Raw genomic sequence first — 22,039 nt, 5'->3', positions numbered from 1 at the left:
TGTCGCGGGGGATCCCGCGGCACTCCCGACCTCCAGGAGACGAGCAACAGTGCGTGCAGCGAGCTACGACCAGTACGGCGGACCCGAGGTCCTCAGCGTCGGCGAGTTCCCGGACCCGCCCGTCGGTCCCGACACGATCCTCGTCCGGGCGAGGGCCACCAGCGTCAACCCGGTCGACTGGAAGGTCCGTGAGGGCTACCTCCAGGGCGCCTACCCCCACCACCTGCCGATCGTCCCGGGCTGGGACGTCGCCGGTGTGGTCGAGGCCGTCGGGCCCGCCGTGACCACCGGGCTCGAGGTCGGCGACGAGGTCTGGGGCTACGTCCGGCGCGACGACGTGAAGTTCGGCACCGCGGCCGAGCTCGTGCCGGCCCCCGAGCGCACCGTCGCCCGCAAGCCCGCGTCCCTCTCCCTCGAGGAGGCTGCCGCCGTCCCGCTGGCCGGCCTCACCGCCTGGCAGGCCCTCACCGAGGCGCTCCAGGTCACCGCGGGCGACCGCGTGCTCGTCCACGCCGCCTCCGGCGGCGTCGGGCAGCTCGCCGTACAGATCGCGGTCGCACTGGGCGCGGAGGTCATCGGCACTGCCTCGCCAGGCAACCACGACCTCGTCCGGTCGCTGGGCGCCACCACCGTCCTCGACCACGGCGCCGGCCCGGTCAGCGAGCAGCTCGCCGACCACGGCGGTCCGGTGGACGCCGTCCTCGACCTCATCGGCGGCGAGGCCCTCGCCGACGCCCCCGCCCAGGTCCGGGACAGCAGCCGCATCGCCTCCATCATCGAGGCCGACACCGTGCTGGAGCAGGGCGGGACCTACGTCTTCGTGCGCCCGGACCGGTCCCACCTCGACGAGCTCGGCCGGCTCTTCGACGACGGGAAGCTCACGGTGACGATCGCCCGTACCTTCGAGCTCGACGACATCGCCGACGCCCACCGCCTCTCCGAGGACGGCCACCCCGGCGGCAAGATCGTCGTCCGGATCTGACCGGGGCGAAATTTCGCGCTTCGCCGGGCCCGTCCGCGTGCTGCGACCTGCGGTCGTGGGTACCGCAGGTCGTATCGCGCGCGAGGAGGCTTCCGGGGAGACATGCGACCTGCGGTCGTGGGTACCGCAGGTCGCATGCGCGCGCGAGGGCTGGGGGCGGTGCGACCTGGGGTCGTGGGTACCGCAGGTCGCAGCACTCGGGGAGGCGTTGTCGGTGCCCTCGGGTTTCCTGATCCTCACGGACGGGACGACGGGGGACAGACATGGACGACGAGCCGGTGGGCGAGGACGAGAGCTCGCGGGGCGAGGGCGAGATGCCGAGGACGGCGGACCTGGCGGGTCGTCGGAGACGTGCGTCCGAGACGGCGGGCGGGCTCGTCCGACGTGTCCGCCGCCGTCTCGACGTGTCGCAACGCGGCCTCGCGGAGCTCCTCGGCGTCGAGGCGTCCCGGGTCGCCCGGTGGGAGACGGGCCGTACTCCTCCCGGTGTGGGTGAGCTCGAGGCCGTGCTGGCCCTGGTCGGCCTCCGGCTCGTCGCGGTCGATGCGGAGGGCGAGGTGGTCGACCCGATGAGCGAGGAGGCCGTCAGGGACCGGGCGGGTCGTCGATACCCCGCCCACGCAGACCTCAGGACGGCCGGCTGGTGGATACCCCCGGGCAGCTGGCTCACGGGGCGGGCCGGTGCCGACGAGCGCCGCTCGGCAGCGCTCGGGGACCCGCAGGTCTACTACGACCTGGGCTGGCAGCGGGACGCCGTGCGGCACTTCTACGGAGTGCCCGACGACCACCTCACGCTGGCCCGGATCCTGGCGCGCCTCCGCGCGCAGGACGCCGAGCGCCGCCGCGCCTCCTGAGACGGGCGCGCAACCGTCGTCGCCGCCGGACTAGCCTGACGCCATGACCCAGCCGACGGGACAGCAGCCCGACATCAAGCCACGTTCCCGCGACGTCACCGACGGACTGGAGAAGGCCGCAGCCCGCGGCATGCTCCGCGCCGTCGGCATGGGCGACGACGACTGGGTCAAGCCGCAGATCGGCGTCGCGTCGAGCTGGAACGAGATCACTCCCTGCAACCTCAGCCTCGACCGGCTCGCCAAGGCCGTGAAGAACGGCGTGCACGCGGCCGGCGGCTACCCGCTCGAGTTCGGCACGATCTCCGTCTCCGACGGCATCTCCATGGGCCACGAGGGCATGCACTTCAGCCTGGTGAGCCGTGAGGTCATCGCGGACTCCGTCGAGACCGTGATGATGGCCGAGCGCCTCGACGGATCGGTGCTGCTGGCGGGCTGCGACAAGTCGCTGCCCGGCATGCTGATGGCCGCTGCGCGCCTCGACCTGGCGAGCGTCTTCCTCTACGCCGGGTCGACGATGCCCGGCTCGGTGGACGGCAACGACGTCACCATCATCGACGCCTTCGAGGCGGTCGGTGCGTGCCTCGCCGGCAAGATCACCGAGGCCGAGGTCACCCGCATCGAGAAGGCGATCTGTCCGGGTGAGGGTGCCTGCGGTGGCATGTACACCGCCAACACCATGGCCAGTGTCGCCGAGGCCCTCGGCATGAGCCTGCCCGGCAGTGCGGCCCCGCCGGCGGTCGACCGCCGCCGCGACGGGTTCGCCCACCGCTCCGGCGAGGCCGTCGTGGAGATGCTCCGCCAGGGCATCACCGCCCGCCAGATCATGACCAAGCCGGCCTTCGAGAACGCCATCGCCATCGTGATGGCCCTCGGTGGCTCGACCAACGCCGTCCTGCACCTCCTCGCGATCGCCCGCGAGGCCGAGGTCGACCTGACCCTCGACGACTTCAACCGGGTCGGTGCCAAGGTCCCGCACATCGGTGACCTCAAGCCGTTCGGCCGCTTCGTGATGAACGACGTCGACAAGATCGGCGGCATTCCCGTCGTGATGAAGGCGCTGCTCGACGCCGGCCTCATGCACGGCGACACCCTCACCGTGACGGGCCGCACGATGGCCGAGAACCTCGAGGCTCTCGACCCGCAGCACGTCGACGGCGAGGTGCTGCGCCACCTCGACCGCCCGATCCACGCCACCGGCGGTCTCACCATCCTGAAGGGCTCGCTGGCTCCCGAGGGAGCGGTCGTCAAGAGCGCCGGCTTCGACGACTCGACCTTCACCGGCACGGCGCGCGTGTTCGACGGCGAGCGCAAGGCGCTCGACGCCCTGACCGCCGGAGAGATCAAGCCGCGCGACGTCGTGGTCATCCGCTACGAGGGCCCCAAGGGCGGTCCCGGCATGCGCGAGATGCTCGCCATCACGGGAGCCATCAAGGGTGCCGGCCTCGGCAAGGACGTCCTGCTCATCACCGATGGACGCTTCTCCGGTGGCACCACCGGGCTCTGCGTCGGCCACATCGCGCCCGAGGCCGTCGACGCTGGGCCGATCGCGTTCATCCGCGACGGCGACCGGATCACCCTCGACGTCGCCGGCAAGACCCTGGACGTCGAGCCGGCCGACGGGAGCGAGCCCTGGGAGGACCGCAAGGTCGGCTGGGAGCCGCACCCGCCGAAGTACACGCGCGGGGTCCTCGGCAAGTATGCCAAGGTCGTGCAGTCCGCGGCGCACGGCGCCGTCACGAGCTGACCCGAAATAGACCACAGCCCCAGGTCGCCGGGGGGTTGACCAGGGGCTGTGGCTCAAGACGCGTGGCGCCTCGGTCTTTACTCTAGGCCAGGGCCGGGCTCAGGCAAAGCCCGAGCCCGGCCCGGTTTGGACCGCAGGATCAGGCGGGCAGCCCGAGGCGCCCGAGGATCTGGTTGAGCAGGTCGGTGATCTGGCCCAGCAGGTTGCTGAGCAGGCCGCCGCCGTCGAGCAGGCCGGCCACCGCGCAGAGCAGGTTGCCCAGCAGGTTGCCGGCGCCCGAGACCGCGACGACGTCCAGCAGCACGCGGTTCAGGCTGACCGTGAGGCCGAGCACGTTGAGGTCGAGCGGGCCGAGCACGAGGTTGAGCACGTCGCAGTCGGCACGGTTGTTCAGGGCGCGAGCGGTGACCGGGGTGCCCTCGATCTTCTTGACGGGGACCAGGCGCTTGACCTTGAACTTCTTGGTGGCGCCCGACTTGGTCTCGAAAGTGCCGCGGATGACGCCCTTGGCGAAGATCGTGCCGTTCTTCTCGACGAACTTCTTCGGCTTGAACGAGCCCGTGACCTTGCGCCCGGTGGACGTCTCGCCGACGATCTTGCTCTTCATCTTGCCCTCGGCCGTCTTGGCCACGGTCGTCCAGTTTCCGCCGGGTGCGGCGGTGGCAGGTGCGATGCCCACGGTGGTGAGGCCGACAGCCAGGGCGACTGCGGCGATGAACGAGACGCTCACCGTACGGATGGTGCTGATCATGTGGTTCCCTCCCAAGAATTGGTCATGCGAGTGCAGGACCGCCTTCGAACGTATGTCCGCAATGCGGTCGGCGTCAGACCCCATCGGGTGTAGTACCGGGACGCGCGCAGACATAGTGCCGAGCCGACTCGCCGGTAGATCTGTCAGGCTGCCGCCATGACCGACCACACCACCGTCGACACCACCGCGGAGCACGCCGAGGCCCTCGATGCGGCCGACCCCTTGGCCGCCCTCCGGGCCGAGTTCGTGGGTGAGGCGACGCCGCTGGTGTACTTCGACGGCAACTCGCTCGGACGTCCGCTCGCGGTCACCGGTGACCGGTTGCGTGCCTTCGTCGAGGAGGAGTGGGGCGGGCGGTTGATCCGCGGCTGGGACGAGCGCTGGTACGACCTGCCGCTCACGCTCGGCGACGAGATCGCCCGGGTCTGCCTGGGTGCCGCCCCCGGCCAGACGACCGTCGGTGACTCGACGACGGTGCTGCTCTACAAGCTGGTCCGGGCCGCGGTCGCCGCCCGGCCGGACCGCGACGAGATCGTCATCGACTCCGACAACTTCCCCACCGACCGCTACATCGTCGAGGGCATCGCGGCCGAGCGGGGCCTGACCGTGCGGTGGATCGACGTCGACCGCGAGGCCGGTGTCACCGTCGAGCAGGTCCGCGCGGCCGTGGGGGAGCGGACCGCGGTCGTGGTGCTCAGCCAGGTCGCCTACCGCTCCGGCCACCTCGCCGACGTCGAGGCGATCACCCCCGTCGTCCAGGACGCGGGCGCCCTGGTCGTGTGGGACCTGTGCCACTCGGCCGGGTCCGTGCCCGTCGAGCTCGACCGCTGGGGCGTCGACCTCGCGGTGGGGTGCACCTACAAGTACCTCAACGGCGGGCCGGGGTCGCCCGCCTTCGCCTACGTCGCCCAGCGGCACCTCGACGGCGGCTCCGGAGCCCCGGCGCTGCAGCAGCCCATCCAGGGCTGGATGGGCCACGCGGACCCGTTCCTCATGGGCCCCGGCTACCAGCCGTCCGGCGGCATCCGTCGCTTCATCTCGGGCACCCCGGCGATCGTCGGGATGCTCGCCATGCAGGACATGCTCGCCCTCATCGAGCGCGCCGGCGTCGACGCCGTCCGCACCAAGTCGCAGGCCCTGACGTCGTACGCCGTCGACCTGGCCGACGCCTGGCTCGCCGAGCACGGTGTCACCGTGGCCTCGCCGCGCGACCCGGCGCTGCGCGGCGGGCACGTGACCCTGCAGCACGAGCGGATGCGCGAGGTGACGGCCACCCTCTGGGAGCGCGACGTCATCCCCGACTACCGCGATCCGGGCGGCCTGCGGATCGGCCTCTCGCCGCTGTCGACGTCGTACGCCGAGGTGCGCGCCGGCATGGCGGCGATCCGCGACGTCCTCGGCACCCCACCCCGCTCGACCACCGGGGCCGACAGCCTCGTCAGCGGTCCTTGACCCAGATCAGCTCGTCCGCCGCCCACTTCTGCTTCGCGACCACGGCCAGCCGGCCCAGGGCGTCGGGCAGCGATCCCTGGCCGACCTCGGCGCTGTGGGCCGCGCCGTACTCGCGTCCGACGGCGTTGTTGTGCAGGTCCACCCGGGTGTCGTGCGGGGTGTCGCGTCCCTCCTCGTGGGCGGCGGCCACCGCCTCGGCGACGGCCACCCCGTGGCGACCGGCGATGTAGGCCTGCCAGACGAAGTGCCGGATGGCGTTCTGCATCCCGGGGGTGCCGTCGCTGTGCGAGGACGCGACCTGGATGGCCGCGGCCGAAGCGGCCATCACGTCGGCGGCCGCCGAGCTGCTCGCGCCGGCGGACCGTGCGGCGTTGAAGACGTGCGGGGCGCCGACGACCGCCTGGGCGGCCTTCTTGAGCTGGTCGAAGGGCGAACTCATGTTCCCACCGTGCCAGACAGGGCTGCCCGGCGCTCCTACGATGGTCCGATGTCCCGGATCCCCCCGCTCCTCGGCACGGCCGTCCTCGGTCTCGTCTGCGTCCTGCTGTCTCCGCTGCCCCTGCATGCCTCGCCCGCCGCCCCGGCCGCGCGCGCCGACGCCACGTCGTACGCCGCCGACGCCGTGCGTGCCACCAACGCGGCCCGCGTGCGTCGCGACCTGCGTCCGTTGGGCACCACGCGTTGCCTGCGCCGCGCCGCCGCCCGCCAGGCGGCCGCGATGGCGCGCGAGGGGTCGATGTGGCACCAGGACCTGCAGGCCGTCATGGGCGACTGCGGCCTCGGCACGGTCGGCGAGAACGTCGCGGTCGGGTATCCCACGGGCCGGGCCGTGGTGTCGGGCTGGATGGGATCGCCGGGCCACCGCGCCAACATCCTCCAGCGTCGCTACCGGCTGGTCGCCGTCGCCGCGCGGCGAAGCGACTCGGGCACCTGGTACGCCGCGCAGGTCTTCGGCCGCCGGTAGCCGTCGTCGGTAGCCACTGTCGGCGGCCACTGGCATGGTGGCCCCCATGGACCAGAGGATCTCCTTCGTCACCCTCGCCGTGCGCGACCTCGGCGCCTCCCGATCGTTCTACGTCGACGGCCTCGGGTGGGAGCCGGCGCTCGACGAGCCCGGCGAGGTGCTGATGTTCAAGGCGGGCGACCGGTTGGTGCTCTCGCTGTGGGACGTCGACGCGTTCACCGCCGAGGTCGGGCAGGCGCCCGGGGGAGGGCTGGCCCCTCTCACGCTCTCCCACAACCTCGCCACCACCGACGGTGTCGACCGCGTCCTCGAGCAGGCTCGCGCGGCCGGCGCCCAGCACGTCAGCGAGGCCCAGGAGCGCGAGTGGGGTGGTTACTCCGGCTACTTCGCCGACCCCGACGGCTTCCGCTGGGAGATCTGCTTCAACCCGGGACCCATCGGCCAGGAGGTGCTGCCGTGAGCGACGCCACGAGTGATCGAGTGACCTACGACGACGTGGCCGCGGCCGGCCTCGACGACTGGCGGATGCTGGTCTCGGGCATCCATGCGCGCTTCAGCACGGGCAGCTTCGCCGCGGGAGTGCGTCTGGTCGACGCGATCGGCGGGGCCGCCGACGAGGCCGACCACCACCCCGACGTCACGCTCACCTACCCCCGGGTCGACGTCGCACTGATCAGCCACGACGTCGGCCGGGTCACCGACCGCGACCTCGCGCTGGCCCGCCGGATCAGCGACATCGCGGCCGAGCAGGGCGTCGCGTCGGACCCCTCCGGGCTCCAGCAGCTCGAGCTCGGCCTCGACTCGCCCGACGAGGCGGCCGTGCTGCCGTTCTGGCGCGACCTCCTGGCCTTTGGCGGCAGCGCGGAGGAGGGCGGGATCAGCGACCCGCACGGGCGGCTCCCTGCCGTCTGGTTCCAGGACTCGGGCAGCGAGGAGCCGCGGCAGCGGTGGCACCTCGACGTCTGGGTGCCGGGTGACCAGGTGCAGGCGCGCATCGACGCGGTGGTCGCGGGCGGCGGCCGCCTGGTCGCGGAGTACCCCGAGCACTCGTTCTGGGTGCTCGAGGACGCGCAGGGCAACCGGTCCTGCGTCTGCACGGCCCAGGGGCGCTGAGCGCCTCATCGGAGGGCGAGCCGGCAACCACATGGCGAGACCGGCGTACCAGATAGTGGGACAGGTGGCAGACTCGGTTGACGCCGGAACGACCCGACGGCGACGGTAGGCGCATGCGCTCCCAGACATCCGCACGGATTCTTGTACGCACGCGACGCGTGAGCTGACAGCCAGCAGGCTGATCGCCCATGCGTCACCCCTCGTTGCCCACCGGGCCGAGGGGTTTTTTGTTGGCCGGAGGATTGTGATGACGAGAAGGAAGCACCATGAGTGAGACGGGCATCACGGGAGTCCCGACGACCGGGACGGCGTCGTCGGGCGAGGGAATGACGGGCGCGCAGAGCCTGATCAGGTCGCTCGAGAGCGCGGGTGCCACCGACATCTTCGGCATCCCGGGCGGTGCGATCCTGCCGGCGTACGACCCGCTCATGGACTCCACCCGGATCCGCCACATCCTGGTCCGCCACGAGCAGGGCGCCGGGCACGCCGCCCAGGGGTACGCCGCGGCGACCGGCCGGGTGGGCGTGTGCATGGCCACGTCCGGCCCGGGTGCCACCAACCTCGTGACCCCGCTCGCGGACGCGCACATGGACTCGGTGCCGCTGGTGGCCATCACCGGGCAGGTCGGGGCCAGCATGATCGGCACGGACGCCTTCCAGGAGGCCGACATCCGGGGCATCACGATGCCCATCACCAAGCACAACTTCCTCGTCACCGACCCGCGCGACATCCCGCGCACGGTGGCCGAGGCCTTCCACATCGCCTCCACCGGCCGCCCCGGCCCGGTGCTCGTCGACGTCGCCAAGTCGGCGCTGCAGGCCAGCACGACGTTCGCGTGGCCGACAGAGCTCCAGCTGCCCGGCTACCGCCCGGTGACCCGCCCGCACAGCAAGCAGATCCGCGAGGCGGCCCGGCTCATCCTCGAGGCGCGTCGCCCGGTGCTCTACGTCGGCGGCGGCGTCATCCGCGCCCGGGCCTCCCAGGCGCTGCTCAAGCTCGCCGAGGCGACCGGGATGCCGGTGGTGACCACGCTGATGGCGCGCGGCGCCTTCCCCGACAGCCACGCGCAGCACCTCGGCATGCCGGGCATGCACGGCACCGTCGCCGCGGTCGCGGGCCTGCAGAAGAGCGACCTGATCATCAGCCTCGGTGCCCGCTTCGACGACCGGGTCACCGGCAACCTGGACTCCTTCGCGCCCGGCGCCAAGGTGATCCACGCCGACATCGACCCGGCCGAGATCGGCAAGAACCGGCACGCCGACGTGCCGATCGTGGGGGACTGCCACGAGGTGATCGTCGACCTCCTCGCGCTGCTCACCACGCAGGCCGATGCCGGCCACACCGGTGACTACGAGGCGTGGGTCGAGTTCCTGGCGGGTGTCAAGAAGCGCTACCCGCTCGGCTACGACACCCCGGCCACCGGGCTCGCCCCGCAGTACGTCATCGAGCGGCTCGGCGCGATCGCCGGGCCGGACACGATCTTCACCTCGGGCGTGGGCCAGCACCAGATGTGGGCGGCACAGTTCATCGGCTACGAGAAGCCCAACACCTGGCTCAACTCCGGCGGCCTCGGCACCATGGGCTACGCCGTCCCGGCCGCGATGGGCGCCAAGGTGGGCATGCCCGGGTCGACGGTCTGGGCCGTCGACGGCGACGGTTGCTTCCAGATGACCAACCAGGAGCTGGCCACCTGCGCGATCAACGACATCCCGATCAAGGTCGCGATCATCAACAACGAGTCGCTGGGCATGGTCCGGCAGTGGCAGACGCTCTTCTACAACGAGCGCTACTCCAACACCGACCTGCACTCCAAGCGGATCCCCGACTTCGTCAAGCTCGCCGACGCCTACGGCTGCGTGGGGCTGGCCTGCGACTCCCCGGAGCAGGTCGACGCCACGATCGAGAAGGCCATGGCCATCGACGACCAGCCCGTGGTGGTGGACTTCCGCGTCCACCGCGACGCGATGGTCTGGCCGATGGTCGCCGCCGGCACCAGCAACGACGAGATCAAGTACGCGCGCGACCTCGCGCCCGAGTTCGACGAGGACAACCTCTGATGAGCACACACACCCTCTCGGTCCTGGTCGAGAACAAGCCCGGCGTCCTGGCCCGCATCGCCGGCCTCTTCAGCCGTCGCGGCTTCAACATCGACAGCCTTGCGGTGGGCCCCACCGAGCACCCCGAGGTGTCCCGGATGACCATCGTCGTCAACGTGGACGAGTCACCGCTCGAGCAGGTCACCAAGCAGCTCAACAAGCTGGTCGAGGTGATCAAGATCGTCGAGCTCGACCATGCCGGCTCGATCGACCGCGAGCTGATGCTGGTCAAGGTCCGGGCCGACGCCTCCACCCGTGGTGCCGTGCTCGACGCCGTGCAGCTGTTCCGTGCCAAGGTGGTCGACGTGGCGCCGGACGCGGTCACCATCCAGGTGACCGGCAACTCCGACAAGCTGGCCGACTTCCTGCGGGTGCTCGAGCCCTTCGGCATCCGCGAGCTGGTGCAGTCGGGCATGGTCGCCATCGGCCGCGGCTCCCGCTCGATCAGCGAGCGCAGCCTCCGGCCCGTGCCGGTCCCCGCACCCGCGGCCGCACCGGCCGCCACACCCTGACCACCGACACACCACCTGCGCACCACCCCAACCCAGAAGGAGAGCCACCAGTGGCTGAGATGTTCTACGACGACGACGCCGACCTGTCCCTGATCCAGGGCAAGAACGTCGCCGTCATCGGTTACGGCAGCCAGGGCCACGCGCACGCGCTGAGCCTGCGCGACTCGGGCGTCGACGTCCGCATCGGCCTCGCCCCGGGCTCCAGGAGCCGCGCCAAGGCCGAGGCCGAGGGCCTGCGGGTCCTCGACGTCGCCGAGGCGGTGGAGGAGGCCGACGTCATCGTCATCCTCACCCCCGACCAGGTGCAGCGCCACGTGTACGCCGAGTCGATCGAGCCGCACCTGACCCCGGGCGACACCCTCGTCTTCGGCCACGGCTTCAACATCCGCTTCGGCTACATCACCCCGCCCGAGGGCGTCGACGTCTTCATGGTCGCCCCCAAGGGCCCCGGCCACCTCGTACGCCGTGAGTACGTCGACGGTCGCGGCGTGCCCGTGCTCGTCGCCGTCGAGGAGGACGCCTCCGGCAAGGCCTGGGAGCTTGCCCTGTCCTACGCCAAGGGCATCGGCGGCCTGCGTGCCGGCGGCATCAAGACCACCTTCGCCGAGGAGACCGAGACCGACCTGTTCGGCGAGCAGGCCGTCCTGTGCGGCGGCGCGTCGCAGCTGGTGATGTACGGCTTCGAGACCCTCATCGAGGCCGGCTACCAGCCCGAGGTCGCCTACTTCGAGTGCCTGCACGAGCTCAAGCTCATCGTCGACCTCATGTACGAGGGCGGCATCGCCAAGCAGCGCTGGTCGGTCTCCGACACGGCCGAGTACGGCGACTACGTCTCCGGTCCGCGGGTCATCACCCCGCAGGTGAAGGAGAACATGCAGGCGGTGCTCGAGGACATCAGGAACGGTGCGTTCGCGCAGCGCTTCATCGACGACCAGGACGCCGGCGGCCCCGAGTTCAAGGAGCTGCGGGCCAAGGGCGAGAGCCACCCGATCGAGTCCACCGGCCGCGAGCTCCGCAAGCTCATGGCCTGGGTGAAGTCGCACGACTCCGACTACGTCGAGGGCACCGCGACCCGCTGACCCACCTCGAGGGGCCGCCCCCGGACACCCGTCCGGCGGGCGGCCCCTCGTGCGTCCGAGACCCACCTCACCGACCCGGCCGGGAACACCGCGGTGCCGGCCCCTGTTGCAGCCGTCATGCGCATCGACATCTGGTCCGACGTGGTCTGCCCCTGGTGCTTCATCGGCAAGCGCCGCCTCGAGACGGCGCTCGCGAGCTTCGAGCACGCCGACGACGTGGAGGTCGTCTGGCACTCCTTCCAGCTCGACCCCGGCGCCCCCGATGTTCCTGTCGAGACGGTCGCGGAGGCCCTGGGCCGCAAGTACGGCGGCGGGCCGGACGCCGGCAAGGACATGATCGACCGGGTCGAGGCCGTCGCCGCCGAGGAGGGCATGGTCTGGCGCCACCACGACTCGCTGCGCGTCGGCACCATGGACGCGCACCGGCTGCTCCACCTCGCCCACCACGAGGGTGGCTCCGCCCTCCAGGGCGCACTCAAGGAGGCGCTGCTCTCGGCGTACTTCGTCGAGGCCCGCAACGTCGCCGACCACGCCGTGCTCCGTGAGGTCGCCGTGGGCGCCGGCGTGGACGCGACCGCCGTCGACCGGGTGCTCGGCAGCGACGAGCTGGCCGACGAGGTCTGGGCCGACATCGAGCAGGCCCAGCGCTTCGGCGCCACCGGGGTGCCGTTCTTCGTGATCGACGAGAAGTACGGCGTCAGCGGCGCCCAGCCGGTCGACACCTTCACGCAGGTGCTCGAGCGGGCGTGGTCCGAGCGCACCCCGGCCGTGCAGATGGTCGCCGGCACGGTGGGGGAGTCGGGCGAGGCGTGCGGCCCCGACGGGTGTGCCGTCTGACGTCACTGCCAGCCGTAGCGGCGCCGGTGCTCGGTGAGCCACCGTCGCGACGCACGTCGGTTGGTGGCGGCGTCGACCGCCAGTCGGTCGGGCAGGGGCACCAGGCACCCGCTCCCGCGACAGTCCTCGAGCCGGTCCAGGACGCCCTGGAGCGCGCGACGGTCCGTCCGGTACGCCGGGCGGCCGGCGACGGACTCAAGCTCGTGCGGGTCGCGGGAGAGGTCGTAGAGCTCCCGGAGGCCCGAGCTGTAGACGGTGTAGCTGAAGCGCGACGTCCGCACGCCCACGCTGCGACGGTGGTCGCCCGTGCCGAATACCGACCCGACCTCCTGCACGCCGTACGCCGACTCGACGGGCACCGCCCGCACCCAGCCGGTGTCGCTGCCGTCCAGCACGTCGAGCAGCGAGACGCCGTCGGCCGGTCGTGGCGCCGCGGCTCCCGCGATGTCCAGCAGAGTCGCCGTCAGGTCCACCGTCGTGATCGGGTCGTAGCGCCGTGAGCCGTCGCGCAGACCGGGGCCGGTGACGAGGAGCGGGACGCGGAGCGACGGTTCGTAGCCTCGGACCTTGGCCTGCATGAGGCGGTGCTCACCCAGGAGGTAGCCGTTGTCGGACGTGAAGACGAAGACCGTGTCGGCCCACTCCCCGCTCCGCTTCAACGTCCGGACGGTCCGCGCGATGTCCCGGTCCATGGCGAGGATCGCTTCCGCCCGCTGACGAGTGATCTGCAGGGCCGCTGCGCGCTCTGTGGGTGAGAGGTCGCGACGACGGCGCACGAACGGCGGCTTGTCCGAGACATCGGGCTCGACGGCCCCGCCACCGCGCGGCACCCCGGAGGCACGGTCGACCACGTGGTCGAAGCGACCCCGGACCCGGCCCGGGCGGGCCGGCGTGGAGATCCGCACCCTCCGTCCGGCCCGGTCGCGGACCCCGCGCGGGTCGTCGGCCTCCCGAGGGGCGCCGCTGTGCGGGGCGAGGTAGTTGACGTAGAGCAGGAACGGATCGGGCTGGCGGTGGTACTTCCTGACGAGGGTGCGGGTGTAGGCGCCGACCACCTCGGTCTGGTAGCGCCCCACGTGGTTCCTCCACGAGCCGTTGATGTTGAACGGCGTCGAGTAGTAGTCGTAGGCGTCACCGAGGACGCCCGGGACCCCCGGGTCCTCGAAGGTCGCGTACCAGTCCGTCCACCCGTTCGGCACGTACCGGTGTGACGGGGTCCCGTGCACGCGCGACGGGTCGAGGCCGTACCGGTTGAGGTACTTGCCGACGAATCCCGTGCGGTAGCCGGCCTCCCCGACCGCGGTCGCCAGGGTGCGTGAGTCGTCGAACACGCGGTAGCCCTGCGGCTTGCCGTGCCAGAGGACGCCGTGGTTGTGGGGCAGCTGACCGGTCAGGAAGGAAGCGCGCGCGGGGCAGCAGAGCGGAAAGGAGGAGAAGGAGTTCTCGAACGTCACGCCGGTCCGGGCCAGCCTCCGGAGCCCGGGGGCGAAGCGCAGGTCGTCGAAGCGCATGTCGTCGGCCATCACCACGACGATGTTGGGCGCCGGTCCACCTGCGCCGGACAGCCTGGTCGTCGCGCCCGCGGTCTCGACCGCCAGCGGTAGCGGCCCGGCCGGCGAGCAGCCGAGGAGCAGGAGCGCCGAGAGTGCGCCGGGGAGGCAGCACCTGGCTGCCGTCCTCCTGAAGTGCGGATCGAGCCGCATGACTGCCCCCTGGCCGGGCGGCACGAGCGGGCGCTCAGTCCCGTACGACGCTACGCGCCGTCCGCCGTCGACGGTGCGTCCAGCGAGAACCTTCCCCTGTTGTGGGTGCGCCCGGGGTGCTCAGCCGACGGCCTTCTCGCCGCGGGCCGCGGCCTCGGCGATCGCCGTGACGCGCTGGGCCCGCGTCGCCGGCCGCTTGGCCATCACGACCCAGGCGAGCATCTGCTTCTGCGCCGACGGTGAGAAGGCGTCCCAGTGCTCGCGCGAGCCGGGACGGGCCTCGAACGCCGCAGCGAGGTCGTCCGGCACGACCCGGTCGTCGACGTCGTCCATGAGCGTCCAGTTGCCGTTGGCCTGCGCGGCCTCGACGGCCGCCCGCCCCGGAGCCTCCAGCCGTCCCTCGGTCTCGAGGCGGGCGACCCGTGCCTTGTTGGGTCGCGTCCAGATGCTCGTCGGACGACGCGGCGCGAACCACTGCTTCGTGCGGACGTCGTCGACCGGTTTCTGGGTCGAGTCGACCCACCCCCACCGCAGCGCCTCGATCACGCTGACCTCGTAGGAGACCGCGCGGTCGGCGGCCCGCCTCGGAGAGACGAGCCACACGCCGACACCCCCGTCGTGGTGCTCCGCGAGCCAGGCCGCCCACTCGTCCACGGTTCCCGGCTCGACGTGCTCCGCGTCGTCCTGCACACCCATGCGCGCAGCCTCGCACCGGGTGGGCGTGACGTCGAGCGCGCGACGTGCGCGGCGTACGGCACGATGAGCCCATGAGCGACCGCACGCTGGAGCAGACCCGCGCCCTCGGAGTCGAGACGACGGGCATCGAGATCATCGACGAGGCGGCCCGCACGGCCCGCCCGTCCGACCTCTTCTGGCCGTGGTTCGCGGCCAACGTCAGCGTCTTCGGCATCAGCTACGGCTCGTTCGTGCTCGGCTTCGGCATCTCCTTCTGGCAGGCGGCCGTCGTCAGCGTCGTCGGGATCGTGGTCTCGTTCGCGCTCTGCGGGGTCATCGCGATCGCCGGCAAGCGCGGCTCGGCGCCGACCATGGTCCTCAGCCGGGCGGCGTTCGGGGTCAACGGGCAGAAGGTGCCCGGCGTCGTCTCGTGGCTGGTCTCGATCGGTTGGGAGACGTTCCTCGCGATCCTCGCGGTCCTGGCCACGGCCACGATCTTCGACCAGCTCGGCTGGTCCGGAGGCACCACCACCAAGGTCGTGGCCACCGTGGTGGTGGCCCTGATGATCGTCTCTGCCAGCGTCGCGGGCTACCACATCATCATGCGGATGCAGTCGGTCCTGACCTGGATCACCGGCATCGCGACGGTCATCTACGTCGCCCTCACGCTCGACGAGATCGACTGGACGGCCGTGAGCGACCTGCCCGGCGGCAGCTCCCAGCAGATGGTGGGCGCGCTGGTCATGGTGATGACCGGCTTCGGCCTGGGCTGGATCAACATCGCGGCCGACTGGTCGCGCTACCAGCACCGTGACGCCCGGGGGGCGGCCATCGTCGGCTGGAACACCCTCGGCGGCGCGATCGCCCCGGTGCTGCTGGTGGTCTTCGGGCTCCTGCTCGCCGGCTCGTCGGAGGAGCTGTCCGCCGGCATCGTCTCCGACCCGATCGGCACCCTCGGCACGCTGCTGCCGACGTGGTTCCTCGTGCCATTCCTGCTGGCCGCGATCCTCGCCCTGGTCAGCGGCGCGGTGCTGGGCATCTACTCCAGCGGCCTCACCCTGCTCAGCCTCGGGGTCAGGATCCCGCGCCCCGCCGCCGCCCTGGTCGACGGCATCATCCTGACCCTGGGCACGATCTACGTCGTCTTCGTCGCGACCAGCTTCATCGAGCCGTTCCAGAGCTTCCTGATCACGCTCGGCGTCCCGCTGGCCGCGTGGGCGGGGATCATGATCGCCGACATCGCGTTGCGCAAGCGTGACTACGACGACGAGGCGCTGTTCGACGCCTCGGGCCGCTACGGCTCCTACGACTGGGTCTCCCTCGGCACCATGGTCGTGGCGTCCGTGCTGGGCTGGGGGCTCGTCGTCAACAACTTCGCCACCTCCGCCTCGTGGAACAACTGGCAGGGCTACCTGCTGGAGCCGCTCGGCCTCGGCACCTATGTGGAGTCCGAGGGCTTCTGGGAGGGCAACTGGCCCTACGCCAACCTCGGTGTGCTGCTCGCCCTGGTCCTCGGCTTCGCGGTCACCTACGTCGCCCGCCGCGGCACCGTCGCGCGCCAGGAGGAGCGGGTCGCGCGCGCTTGACCCCTCTGGCACGGTGGAGGGCATGAGTCGTATCGCCGTCGTCGGAGGCAACGGGCAGATCGCCCGGTTGCTGCACCCCCTGCTCGTGGAGCGGGGCCACACCCCCATTGCCCTGGTGCGCTCGGAGTCCTACCGGGCCGACCTGGAGGCCGCCGGGGCCGAGGTCCGCATGCTCGACATCGAGCAGGCCGACGAGGCCGGTTTCGCGGCCGCTTTCGAGGGTGCGCACGCGGTGGTCTTCGCCGCGGGCGGTGGCCCCGACGGCGACATCGAGCGCAAGCGGACCGTCGACCTCGAGGGTTCCCTCAAGTCGATCGCCGGGGCCAGGGCCGCGGGGATCACCCGCTTCGTCCAGGTGTCGGCGATCAACGTCGACGAGCCGGTCCCCGACGACACCGAGCCGGTCTGGGCGGCGTACGTCGAGGCCAAGCGCGACGCCGACGCGGCGCTGCGCGACAGCGGCCTGGACTGGACGATCGTGCGGCCGGGTCGACTGACCGACGACGAGCCCACCGGGCGCGTCGAGCTGGGGGAGCGGGTGTCCCGGGCCGAGGTGCCCCGCGCCGACGTCGCTGCCGTGCTCGCCGAGGTCGTCGACTCAGGTGCGGGCATCGGCGCCCAGTGGGACCTCGTCTCCGGAGACACCCCGGTCGCCGACGAGGTCGCCCGCGTCGGCGGCTGACGCCACCGCCCGACCGAGCAGGGGCTGCAGGACCGCGAGCGCCAGTGCCATCGCGGCCGAGCAGCCCCACAGCCACGCCGGGTCGATCGCGAGCAGTCGCGTCCCGACCAGGGGGGCGATGACCGAGGCGGCGCCCCAGCAGGTGCCGTACGCCGCGAGGTAGCGCGCGCTGCCTCCCTGCGGCGCGAGCCCCGCGACCACCGCGAAGGGGTGCCCGAGCAGGAGCAGGTCGCCCACGCTCCAGATCGCCACGGCCACCACGAAGCCGGCCGTGGCGTCGGCGACCCCGGCCAGGCCCATCCCGACCGCGAGCAGGGCGTATCCGACGGCCATCGCGCGGAACGGAGTCGGTGACCAGCCGCGGGTGGCCCGCTGGGCCAGCACCATGACCAGCGCGGAGACGGCCAGCAGCCACCCCATCCGCCCGGCGGGCAGGCCGCGCTCGAGCAGCGTCAGCGGGAGGCCCACCATCGCCTGCATGTAGAGCGTGGCGAAGGCGGTGCCGGCCAGCCACATGAGCAGCAGCCGGCGGTCGCGCCACGGGCTCCCGACCGCGGTGCCGCGGCCCGACGACGGGCGCCCCGACGGCACGACCACGGCGACGACCACGGCGGCGGCGAGGCACGAGACCGCGTCGGCCACCAGCAGCCAGCGCAGGTCGAAGGCGGCCAGGCCCGCGGCGAGCAACCCGGCGACGACGCCGGCCACGGCGAGCGCGGTGCCGAGCAGGGAGTAGGCCCGGGGGCGCTGCTCCGGGGGGCAGAGGTCCGCGACGATGGCCTGGCTGGGCGGTTCGTAGAGCTCGAAGACCAGGCCGAGGAGCGTGACCGACAGCGCGGCAGCGAGCAGCGTCGGCGAGGCGGCGAAGGCCAGCTGGGCGACCGCGCAGCCCACGAGCCCGAGCAGCATCGTCGGCCGCCGTCCCCACCGGTCGGCGAGCACCCCGCCGGCCAGCCGGGAGGGGATCGAGGCGAGGCCGAACGACGCCACGACCAGGCCGGCCGTCGTCACCGACGTGCCGAAGTCCTGCACCAGGATCGCCGCGGTGAAGGGCAGCGCGAAGGCGCCGAGCCGGTTGACCACCCGGGCTGCGACGAGGGCACGGACCGCACGGGGGAGTGGAGCGTCGTGACTGGTGTCTGGGTTATCGTCAGTCATCATGCGGTGACCGTACGACGACAGGAGTGACTGGTCAAATGTTGTTCGACAGTCATGTGACGGTTCTTCTCGATGCCGGGGTGGCGTTGGTCAACGCGACCACCCCGGGCCACGACGGCACCGACCCGGTCGGGGCACCGACGGGCCGGGAGCTGCAGGAGGCGGTCCGCGACGCGCTCACCCGCGACGACTATCGGCCTACCGTGTCGCCGGCCACGGCGGCACTGCTGGCCGGGGTCGCGGCCGACGTGCGCGCGGTGTACGTCGCGGCGGCGTCCGGGGACCTCGACGCCGCCGCCGCGCGGGTCAACGACCTGCTCGAGCGGACGGAGGCCCGCCCCCGGCTCATCCACACCGAGACAGGCTGGGACCTCCACTTCCACGGCCCCGACCAGACCGTCGCGCGGGGGTGGGCGGCCGGCCTCGCCGCCGGCCTCGCCCTCGCCCTCGGCAGCGACCGGGGCGGTCGGCTTGGGGTCTGCGAGGCCGCCCCCTGCGACCGCGTCTTCACCGACACGTCGCGCAACGGGGGCCGTCGTTTCTGCTCCACGCGGTGCCAGAACCGGGTCAAGGCCGCGGCCCACCGGGACCGCTCCCGGCCCTGAGCGCGATGGCCTCCGGCGCGACGTCCGATCGCCTCCGAGACGATGTCCGCACGTCACCGACGGTGGGTTAGGGTCGGAGACGCACAGCGTCGTGCAGGCCCTCCCGCACCGACCCACGAGGAACACAGCTGTGACTTCACGCCCCGTCGTACTCATCGCCGAAGAGCTGAGCCCCGCCACCGTCGAGGCGCTCGGCCCGGACTTCGAGATCCGCCACTGCAACGGTGCCGACCGCGCCGAGCTCATCCCCGCGATCGCCGACGTCGACGCGATCCTGGTGCGCTCCGCGACCAAGGTCGACGCCGAGGCGCTCGCCGCCGCGCGCAACCTCAAGGTCGTCGCCCGCGCCGGCGTGGGCCTCGACAACGTCGACGTCAAGGCCTCCACCCAGGCCGGCGTCATGGTCGTCAACGCGCCGACGTCCAACATCGTCTCCGCCGCCGAGCTCGCCGTCGCGCTGATGCTCGCCGCCGCCCGCCACGTCTCGCCCGCCCACGCGGCGCTCAAGAACGGCGAGTGGAAGCGCTCCAAGTACACCGGCATCGAGCTCTACGAGAAGACCGTCGGCATCGTCGGCCTGGGCCGCATCGGCGTCCTCGTCGCCCAGCGCCTCTCGGCCTTCGGCATGAAGGTCATCGCCTACGACCCCTACGTCCAGGCCGGCCGCGCCGCCCAGATGGGCGTGCGCCTGGTCGACCTCGACACCCTGCTCGCCGAGGCCGACTTCATGAGCGTCCACCTGCCCAAGACGCCCGAGACCGTCGGTCTCATCGGCGCCGAGCAGCTCGCCAAGGCCAAGGGCTCGCTCGTGCTCGTCAACGCCGCCCGCGGTGGCATCGTCGACGAGGCCGCGCTGTACGACGCGCTGAAGACCGGCCAGATCGCGGCCGCCGGGCTCGACGTCTTCGCCTCCGAGCCGTGCACCGACTCGCCGCTCTTCGAGCTCGAGAACGTCGTGGCCACCCCGCACCTCGGCGCGTCCACCGACGAGGCCCAGGAGAAGGCCGGCATCGCCGTCGCCAAGTCCGTGCGCCTCGCGCTCTCCGGCGAGCTCGTGCCCGACGCCGTCAACGTGCAGGGCGGCGTCATCGCCGAGGACGTGCGTCCCGGCATCCCTCTCACCGAGAAGCTCGGCCGCGTCTTCACCGCGCTGGCCGGCGAGGTCGCCCAGCAGCTCGACGTCGAGGTCCGCGGCGAGATCACCGAGTACGACGTCAAGGTGCTCGAGCTGGCCGCCCTCAAGGGCGTCTTCTCCGACATCGTCGAGGACCAGGTGTCCTACGTGAACGCGCCCCTCCTCGCGGCCGAGCGCGGCACCGCCGTCCGCCTCGTCACCGAGGCCGAGAGCCCCGACCACCGCAACCTCATCACGATCCGCGGCACCCTCGCCGACGGCTCGCAGGTGTCGGCGAGCGGCACGCTCATCGGCATCAACCAGAAGGAGCGGATCGTCGAGGTCAACGGCTTCGACATCGACATCGAGCCGACCGACCACCTGGCGTTCTTCACCTACGCCGACCGTCCCGGCATGATCGGCACCGTCGGCCGGATCCTCGGCGACGCCTCGGTCAACATCGCCGGGATGCAGGTCTCGCGCACCGACAAGGGCGGCGAGGCGCTGGTCGCGTTGTCCGTCGACTCGGCCATCCCGGCCGAGACCCTGGCCGAGATCGACGCCGCGATCGACGCGGTCTCGGTGCGCGCCGTCGACCTCGTCTGACCCGTTGCTGGGGTAGTCCGTGACGATCGGACCCCTCCGGAGCTCGTTCCGGGGTCCCCTCGTCACGGACTACCCCGCGTCAGGCCACGGTGAGGCGGTCCGCCGCCCCGCCGTCGCCCCCGCGGCCTTGGGCCACCACGTCCCACGCGCCCCGGAGCCGCTCCACCGCGACCTCCAGCTCGTCGGTCGACCGGGTCCAGGGGATCCGCACATGGTGCTCGAGCCCGCCCTCCACGGCGAAGACCCGGCCCGCGGCGACGACGACCCCGCGCCGCTCGGCCTCGGAGACCAGGGCCGACGCCCGGGGCTGCGGCAGCCGGCACCACACCGCGAGCCCACCCCCGGGCCGCACGAAGTCCCACTCCGGCAAGAGGTCGGACAGGCCGTCGAGCAGGGCCGCGCGCTGGGTCCGCAGCCGCTCGCGGTTGGCCGCCCACACGGCGTGCCGGTGCTCGAGCAGGTGCAGCAGCGCGAGCTGCTCGACCAGCGGGGCGCCCAGGTCCAGGCTCATCCGCGCGTGGAGCAGCTGCGGCACCATCGTCTCCGGCACCCGCAGCCACCCCAGCCGCAGGCCGCCCCAGAACTGCTTGCTGGCGCTGCCGATCGTCACCGTCCCGGGCAGGTACGCCGCGAACGGCGCCGGCATCTCCTGCCCGTCGAGGGCCAGGGCCTGGTGGGCCTCGTCGACCACCGGGACCACCCGGGCGCGGCGCAGCGCGGCGGCGTACTCCTCCCGCTGGGCATCGCTCATCAGGCCGCCCGTCGGGTTCTGGAAGTCCGGCACCAGGTAGGCGAGCCGCGGCGCGGCCTGGCGGATGATCGCGGCCGTGGCCGGGATGTCCCACCCGCCGGGGTCGACCGGCGCTGGCACGAGCCGGGCGCTGCGGTGGCTCAGCGCCTGCGTGGCGTTGGGGTAGACGGGGTCCTCGACGACCACCCGGTCGCCGGGGGCGGTGAGCGCCTGCGCGACGATCGCCGCGGCGCCCAGCGCGCCCGCCGTGATGATGATCTGCTCCGGCGTGGTGGGCAGCCCCCGCTCGTCGTACGTCGCCGCGACCGCGGCCTGGAGGCGGGGGAGACCGGCGGGGTAGTAGCCGTGGCTGGAGAGGTACGCCGGCAGCTCGCCGACCGCCGCGTCGTACGCCGCAGCGACGCCGGCCGGGGCGCTCGGTGCGGCGCAGTTGAGGTCGATGACGTCGGGGTCCTGCGACCACGGGGCGAAGACCCGGTCGGTGACCGACTCGGCCCGCAGCGGCAGCCGGGTGACGGTGCCGGAGCCGCGCCGCGACTCGGCATAGTCACGCTCGCGCAGCTCGGCGTACGCCCGGGTGATGGTCGTCCGGCTGACGCCCAGCGCCGCCGTGAGCTCGCGCTCGCTGGGCAGCCGGGTGGCCGCGGGGATCCGGCCCTCGCCGATGAGCAGCCGCAGCTGCTCGGCGAGCTCGACGTACAGCGGGCGGTCGTCCGACCCGAGGGTCCCGACGAGGGTGGCCACGCGGGCGGCGGTGATGGTCCGGCTCATGCAG

The 22,039-nt window shown here is 72.3% G+C and carries 21 protein-coding genes; 15 read left to right on the top strand and 6 right to left on the bottom strand.

Translation table 11 applies throughout. From position 1 onward, the window contains the following. The first annotated feature begins 49 nt into the window (after window positions 1-49). The 3 genes from DAE25_RS18880 (at window position 50) to ilvD (ending at window position 3,580) form a co-directional block, all read left to right on the top strand. Window positions 50-982, top strand: coding sequence for an NADP-dependent oxidoreductase (locus DAE25_RS18880; protein ID WP_107767674.1), 933 nt, complete (start codon window positions 50-52; stop codon window positions 980-982). 263 nt (window positions 983-1,245) lie between these two features. Beyond that, complete coding sequence (locus DAE25_RS18875; RefSeq protein ID WP_199907677.1) at window positions 1,246-1,836, top strand: helix-turn-helix domain-containing protein; 591 nt, start codon at window positions 1,246-1,248, stop codon at window positions 1,834-1,836. A 43-nt stretch (window positions 1,837-1,879) separates the two neighbouring features. Continuing rightward, a complete protein-coding gene (gene ilvD / locus DAE25_RS18870; RefSeq protein ID WP_107767673.1) occupies window positions 1,880-3,580 on the top strand; it encodes a dihydroxy-acid dehydratase in 1,701 nt (566 codons plus the stop codon). Between the two features lie 139 nt (window positions 3,581-3,719). On the opposite strand, the gene DAE25_RS18865 is transcribed toward ilvD, so the two are convergent. After that, complete coding sequence (locus DAE25_RS18865; RefSeq protein WP_107767672.1) at window positions 3,720-4,331, bottom strand: hypothetical protein; 612 nt, start codon at window positions 4,329-4,331, stop codon at window positions 3,720-3,722. A gap of 156 nt (window positions 4,332-4,487) precedes the next feature. Here DAE25_RS18865 and DAE25_RS18860 point away from each other — a divergent pair, with 156 nt between their 5' ends. Beyond that, on the top strand, window positions 4,488-5,783 hold the full coding sequence (locus DAE25_RS18860) for a kynureninase (protein WP_107767671.1): 1,296 nt from the start codon (window positions 4,488-4,490) through the stop codon (window positions 5,781-5,783). Here the strand turns inward: DAE25_RS18860 and DAE25_RS18855 are convergent. Next, entirely contained in the window at window positions 5,770-6,222 is a 453-nt protein-coding gene (locus tag DAE25_RS18855) for a DUF6973 domain-containing protein (protein ID WP_107767670.1), read from the bottom strand. The genes DAE25_RS18860 and DAE25_RS18855 overlap by 14 nt on opposite strands. A 48-nt stretch (window positions 6,223-6,270) precedes the next feature. Between DAE25_RS18855 and DAE25_RS18850 the strand changes: the two genes are divergently transcribed. From DAE25_RS18850 to DAE25_RS18820, 7 genes are all read left to right on the top strand, one after another. Then, window positions 6,271-6,747: a CAP domain-containing protein gene (locus DAE25_RS18850; RefSeq protein WP_107767669.1), complete on the top strand. Its 477-nt coding sequence runs from the start codon at window positions 6,271-6,273 to the stop codon at window positions 6,745-6,747. A 46-nt stretch (window positions 6,748-6,793) separates the two neighbouring features. Continuing rightward, window positions 6,794-7,207 (top strand): VOC family protein, encoded by a 414-nt coding sequence (locus tag DAE25_RS18845; protein WP_107767668.1) that lies wholly within the window; start codon window positions 6,794-6,796, stop codon window positions 7,205-7,207. Beyond that, complete coding sequence (locus tag DAE25_RS18840; RefSeq protein WP_234411140.1) at window positions 7,204-7,860, top strand: 4a-hydroxytetrahydrobiopterin dehydratase; 657 nt, start codon at window positions 7,204-7,206, stop codon at window positions 7,858-7,860. Before DAE25_RS18845 ends, DAE25_RS18840 begins: the two co-directional genes overlap by 4 nt. A 266-nt stretch (window positions 7,861-8,126) precedes the next feature. Continuing rightward, the gene (locus DAE25_RS18835; RefSeq protein ID WP_107767667.1) at window positions 8,127-9,917 is read left to right on the top strand and encodes an acetolactate synthase large subunit; all 1,791 of its coding nucleotides are present in this window, start codon (window positions 8,127-8,129) and stop codon (window positions 9,915-9,917) included. Then, window positions 9,917-10,468, top strand: coding sequence for an acetolactate synthase small subunit (gene ilvN, locus DAE25_RS18830; protein ID WP_107767666.1), 552 nt, complete (start codon window positions 9,917-9,919; stop codon window positions 10,466-10,468). Before DAE25_RS18835 ends, ilvN begins: the two co-directional genes overlap by 1 nt. Window positions 10,469-10,518: 50 nt before the next feature. After that, the gene (ilvC, locus tag DAE25_RS18825; RefSeq protein WP_107767665.1) at window positions 10,519-11,547 is read left to right on the top strand and encodes a ketol-acid reductoisomerase; all 1,029 of its coding nucleotides are present in this window, start codon (window positions 10,519-10,521) and stop codon (window positions 11,545-11,547) included. Between the two features lie 117 nt (window positions 11,548-11,664). Beyond that, complete coding sequence (locus DAE25_RS18820) at window positions 11,665-12,384, top strand: DsbA family oxidoreductase (protein WP_107767664.1); 720 nt, start codon at window positions 11,665-11,667, stop codon at window positions 12,382-12,384. A gap of 2 nt (window positions 12,385-12,386) precedes the next feature. On the opposite strand, the gene DAE25_RS18815 is transcribed toward DAE25_RS18820, so the two are convergent. Further along, window positions 12,387-14,087 carry a sulfatase family protein gene (locus DAE25_RS18815; RefSeq protein WP_107767663.1) on the bottom strand — a complete coding sequence of 567 codons (1,701 nt, stop codon included), beginning with the start codon at window positions 14,085-14,087 and terminating at the stop codon, window positions 12,387-12,389. Window positions 14,088-14,207: 120 nt separating this feature from the next. After that, entirely contained in the window at window positions 14,208-14,783 is a 576-nt protein-coding gene (locus tag DAE25_RS18810) for a YdeI/OmpD-associated family protein (protein ID WP_107767662.1), read from the bottom strand. A gap of 71 nt (window positions 14,784-14,854) precedes the next feature. Here DAE25_RS18810 and DAE25_RS18805 point away from each other — a divergent pair, with 71 nt between their 5' ends. Both DAE25_RS18805 and DAE25_RS18800 read left to right on the top strand, forming a co-directional pair. Further along, window positions 14,855-16,348, top strand: a complete 1,494-nt coding sequence (locus DAE25_RS18805) for a purine-cytosine permease family protein (RefSeq protein WP_107767661.1) — start codon at window positions 14,855-14,857, stop codon at window positions 16,346-16,348. 22 nt (window positions 16,349-16,370) lie between these two features. After that, the gene (locus DAE25_RS18800) at window positions 16,371-17,030 is read left to right on the top strand and encodes an SDR family oxidoreductase (protein WP_107767702.1); all 660 of its coding nucleotides are present in this window, start codon (window positions 16,371-16,373) and stop codon (window positions 17,028-17,030) included. On the opposite strand, the gene DAE25_RS18795 is transcribed toward DAE25_RS18800, so the two are convergent. Continuing rightward, on the bottom strand, window positions 16,947-18,191 hold the full coding sequence (locus DAE25_RS18795; RefSeq protein ID WP_234411139.1) for an MFS transporter: 1,245 nt from the start codon (window positions 18,189-18,191) through the stop codon (window positions 16,947-16,949). The genes DAE25_RS18800 and DAE25_RS18795 overlap by 84 nt on opposite strands. A 53-nt stretch (window positions 18,192-18,244) precedes the next feature. Between DAE25_RS18795 and DAE25_RS18790 the strand changes: the two genes are divergently transcribed. Both DAE25_RS18790 and serA read left to right on the top strand, forming a co-directional pair. Then, window positions 18,245-18,793 carry a CGNR zinc finger domain-containing protein gene (locus tag DAE25_RS18790; protein WP_234411138.1) on the top strand — a complete coding sequence of 183 codons (549 nt, stop codon included), beginning with the start codon at window positions 18,245-18,247 and terminating at the stop codon, window positions 18,791-18,793. A 130-nt stretch (window positions 18,794-18,923) separates the two neighbouring features. Then, entirely contained in the window at window positions 18,924-20,513 is a 1,590-nt protein-coding gene (gene serA / locus DAE25_RS18785) for a phosphoglycerate dehydrogenase (RefSeq protein ID WP_107767659.1), read from the top strand. A gap of 79 nt (window positions 20,514-20,592) precedes the next feature. Here the strand turns inward: serA and yczR are convergent, their stop codons facing one another. Further along, window positions 20,593-22,035, bottom strand: coding sequence for a MocR-like transcription factor YczR (yczR, locus tag DAE25_RS18780; protein ID WP_107767658.1), 1,443 nt, complete (start codon window positions 22,033-22,035; stop codon window positions 20,593-20,595). Window positions 22,036-22,039: the final 4 nt, after the last annotated feature.

It is taken from the genome of Nocardioides terrigena (assembly GCF_003047265.1).
Classification (GTDB): domain Bacteria; phylum Actinomycetota; class Actinomycetes; order Propionibacteriales; family Nocardioidaceae; genus Nocardioides; species Nocardioides terrigena.
This window is presented reverse-complemented; position numbering and strand designations above follow the sequence as displayed.

What these genes read in the sequence shown, in the direction of transcription:
- DAE25_RS18875 (WP_199907677.1), top strand. Translation starts at nt 1,246, where the DNA reads ATGGACGACGAGCCGGTGGGCGAGGACGAGAGCTCGCGGGGCGAGGGC.
- ilvD (WP_107767673.1), top strand. Translation starts at nt 1,880, where the DNA reads ATGACCCAGCCGACGGGACAGCAGCCCGACATCAAGCCACGTTCCCGC.
- DAE25_RS18865 (WP_107767672.1), bottom strand. Translation starts at nt 4,331, where the DNA reads ATGATCAGCACCATCCGTACGGTGAGCGTCTCGTTCATCGCCGCAGTC.
- DAE25_RS18860 (WP_107767671.1), top strand. Translation starts at nt 4,488, where the DNA reads ATGACCGACCACACCACCGTCGACACCACCGCGGAGCACGCCGAGGCC.
- DAE25_RS18855 (WP_107767670.1), bottom strand. Translation starts at nt 6,222, where the DNA reads ATGAGTTCGCCCTTCGACCAGCTCAAGAAGGCCGCCCAGGCGGTCGTC.
- DAE25_RS18850 (WP_107767669.1), top strand. Translation starts at nt 6,271, where the DNA reads ATGTCCCGGATCCCCCCGCTCCTCGGCACGGCCGTCCTCGGTCTCGTC.
- DAE25_RS18845 (WP_107767668.1), top strand. Translation starts at nt 6,794, where the DNA reads ATGGACCAGAGGATCTCCTTCGTCACCCTCGCCGTGCGCGACCTCGGC.
- DAE25_RS18835 (WP_107767667.1), top strand. Translation starts at nt 8,127, where the DNA reads ATGAGTGAGACGGGCATCACGGGAGTCCCGACGACCGGGACGGCGTCG.
- ilvN (WP_107767666.1), top strand. Translation starts at nt 9,917, where the DNA reads ATGAGCACACACACCCTCTCGGTCCTGGTCGAGAACAAGCCCGGCGTC.
- DAE25_RS18820 (WP_107767664.1), top strand. Translation starts at nt 11,665, where the DNA reads ATGCGCATCGACATCTGGTCCGACGTGGTCTGCCCCTGGTGCTTCATC.
- DAE25_RS18815 (WP_107767663.1), bottom strand. Translation starts at nt 14,087, where the DNA reads ATGCGGCTCGATCCGCACTTCAGGAGGACGGCAGCCAGGTGCTGCCTC.
- DAE25_RS18810 (WP_107767662.1), bottom strand. Translation starts at nt 14,783, where the DNA reads ATGGGTGTGCAGGACGACGCGGAGCACGTCGAGCCGGGAACCGTGGAC.
- DAE25_RS18805 (WP_107767661.1), top strand. Translation starts at nt 14,855, where the DNA reads ATGAGCGACCGCACGCTGGAGCAGACCCGCGCCCTCGGAGTCGAGACG.
- DAE25_RS18800 (WP_107767702.1), top strand. Translation starts at nt 16,371, where the DNA reads ATGAGTCGTATCGCCGTCGTCGGAGGCAACGGGCAGATCGCCCGGTTG.
- DAE25_RS18795 (WP_234411139.1), bottom strand. Translation starts at nt 18,191, where the DNA reads ATGATGACTGACGATAACCCAGACACCAGTCACGACGCTCCACTCCCC.
- yczR (WP_107767658.1), bottom strand. Translation starts at nt 22,035, where the DNA reads ATGAGCCGGACCATCACCGCCGCCCGCGTGGCCACCCTCGTCGGGACC.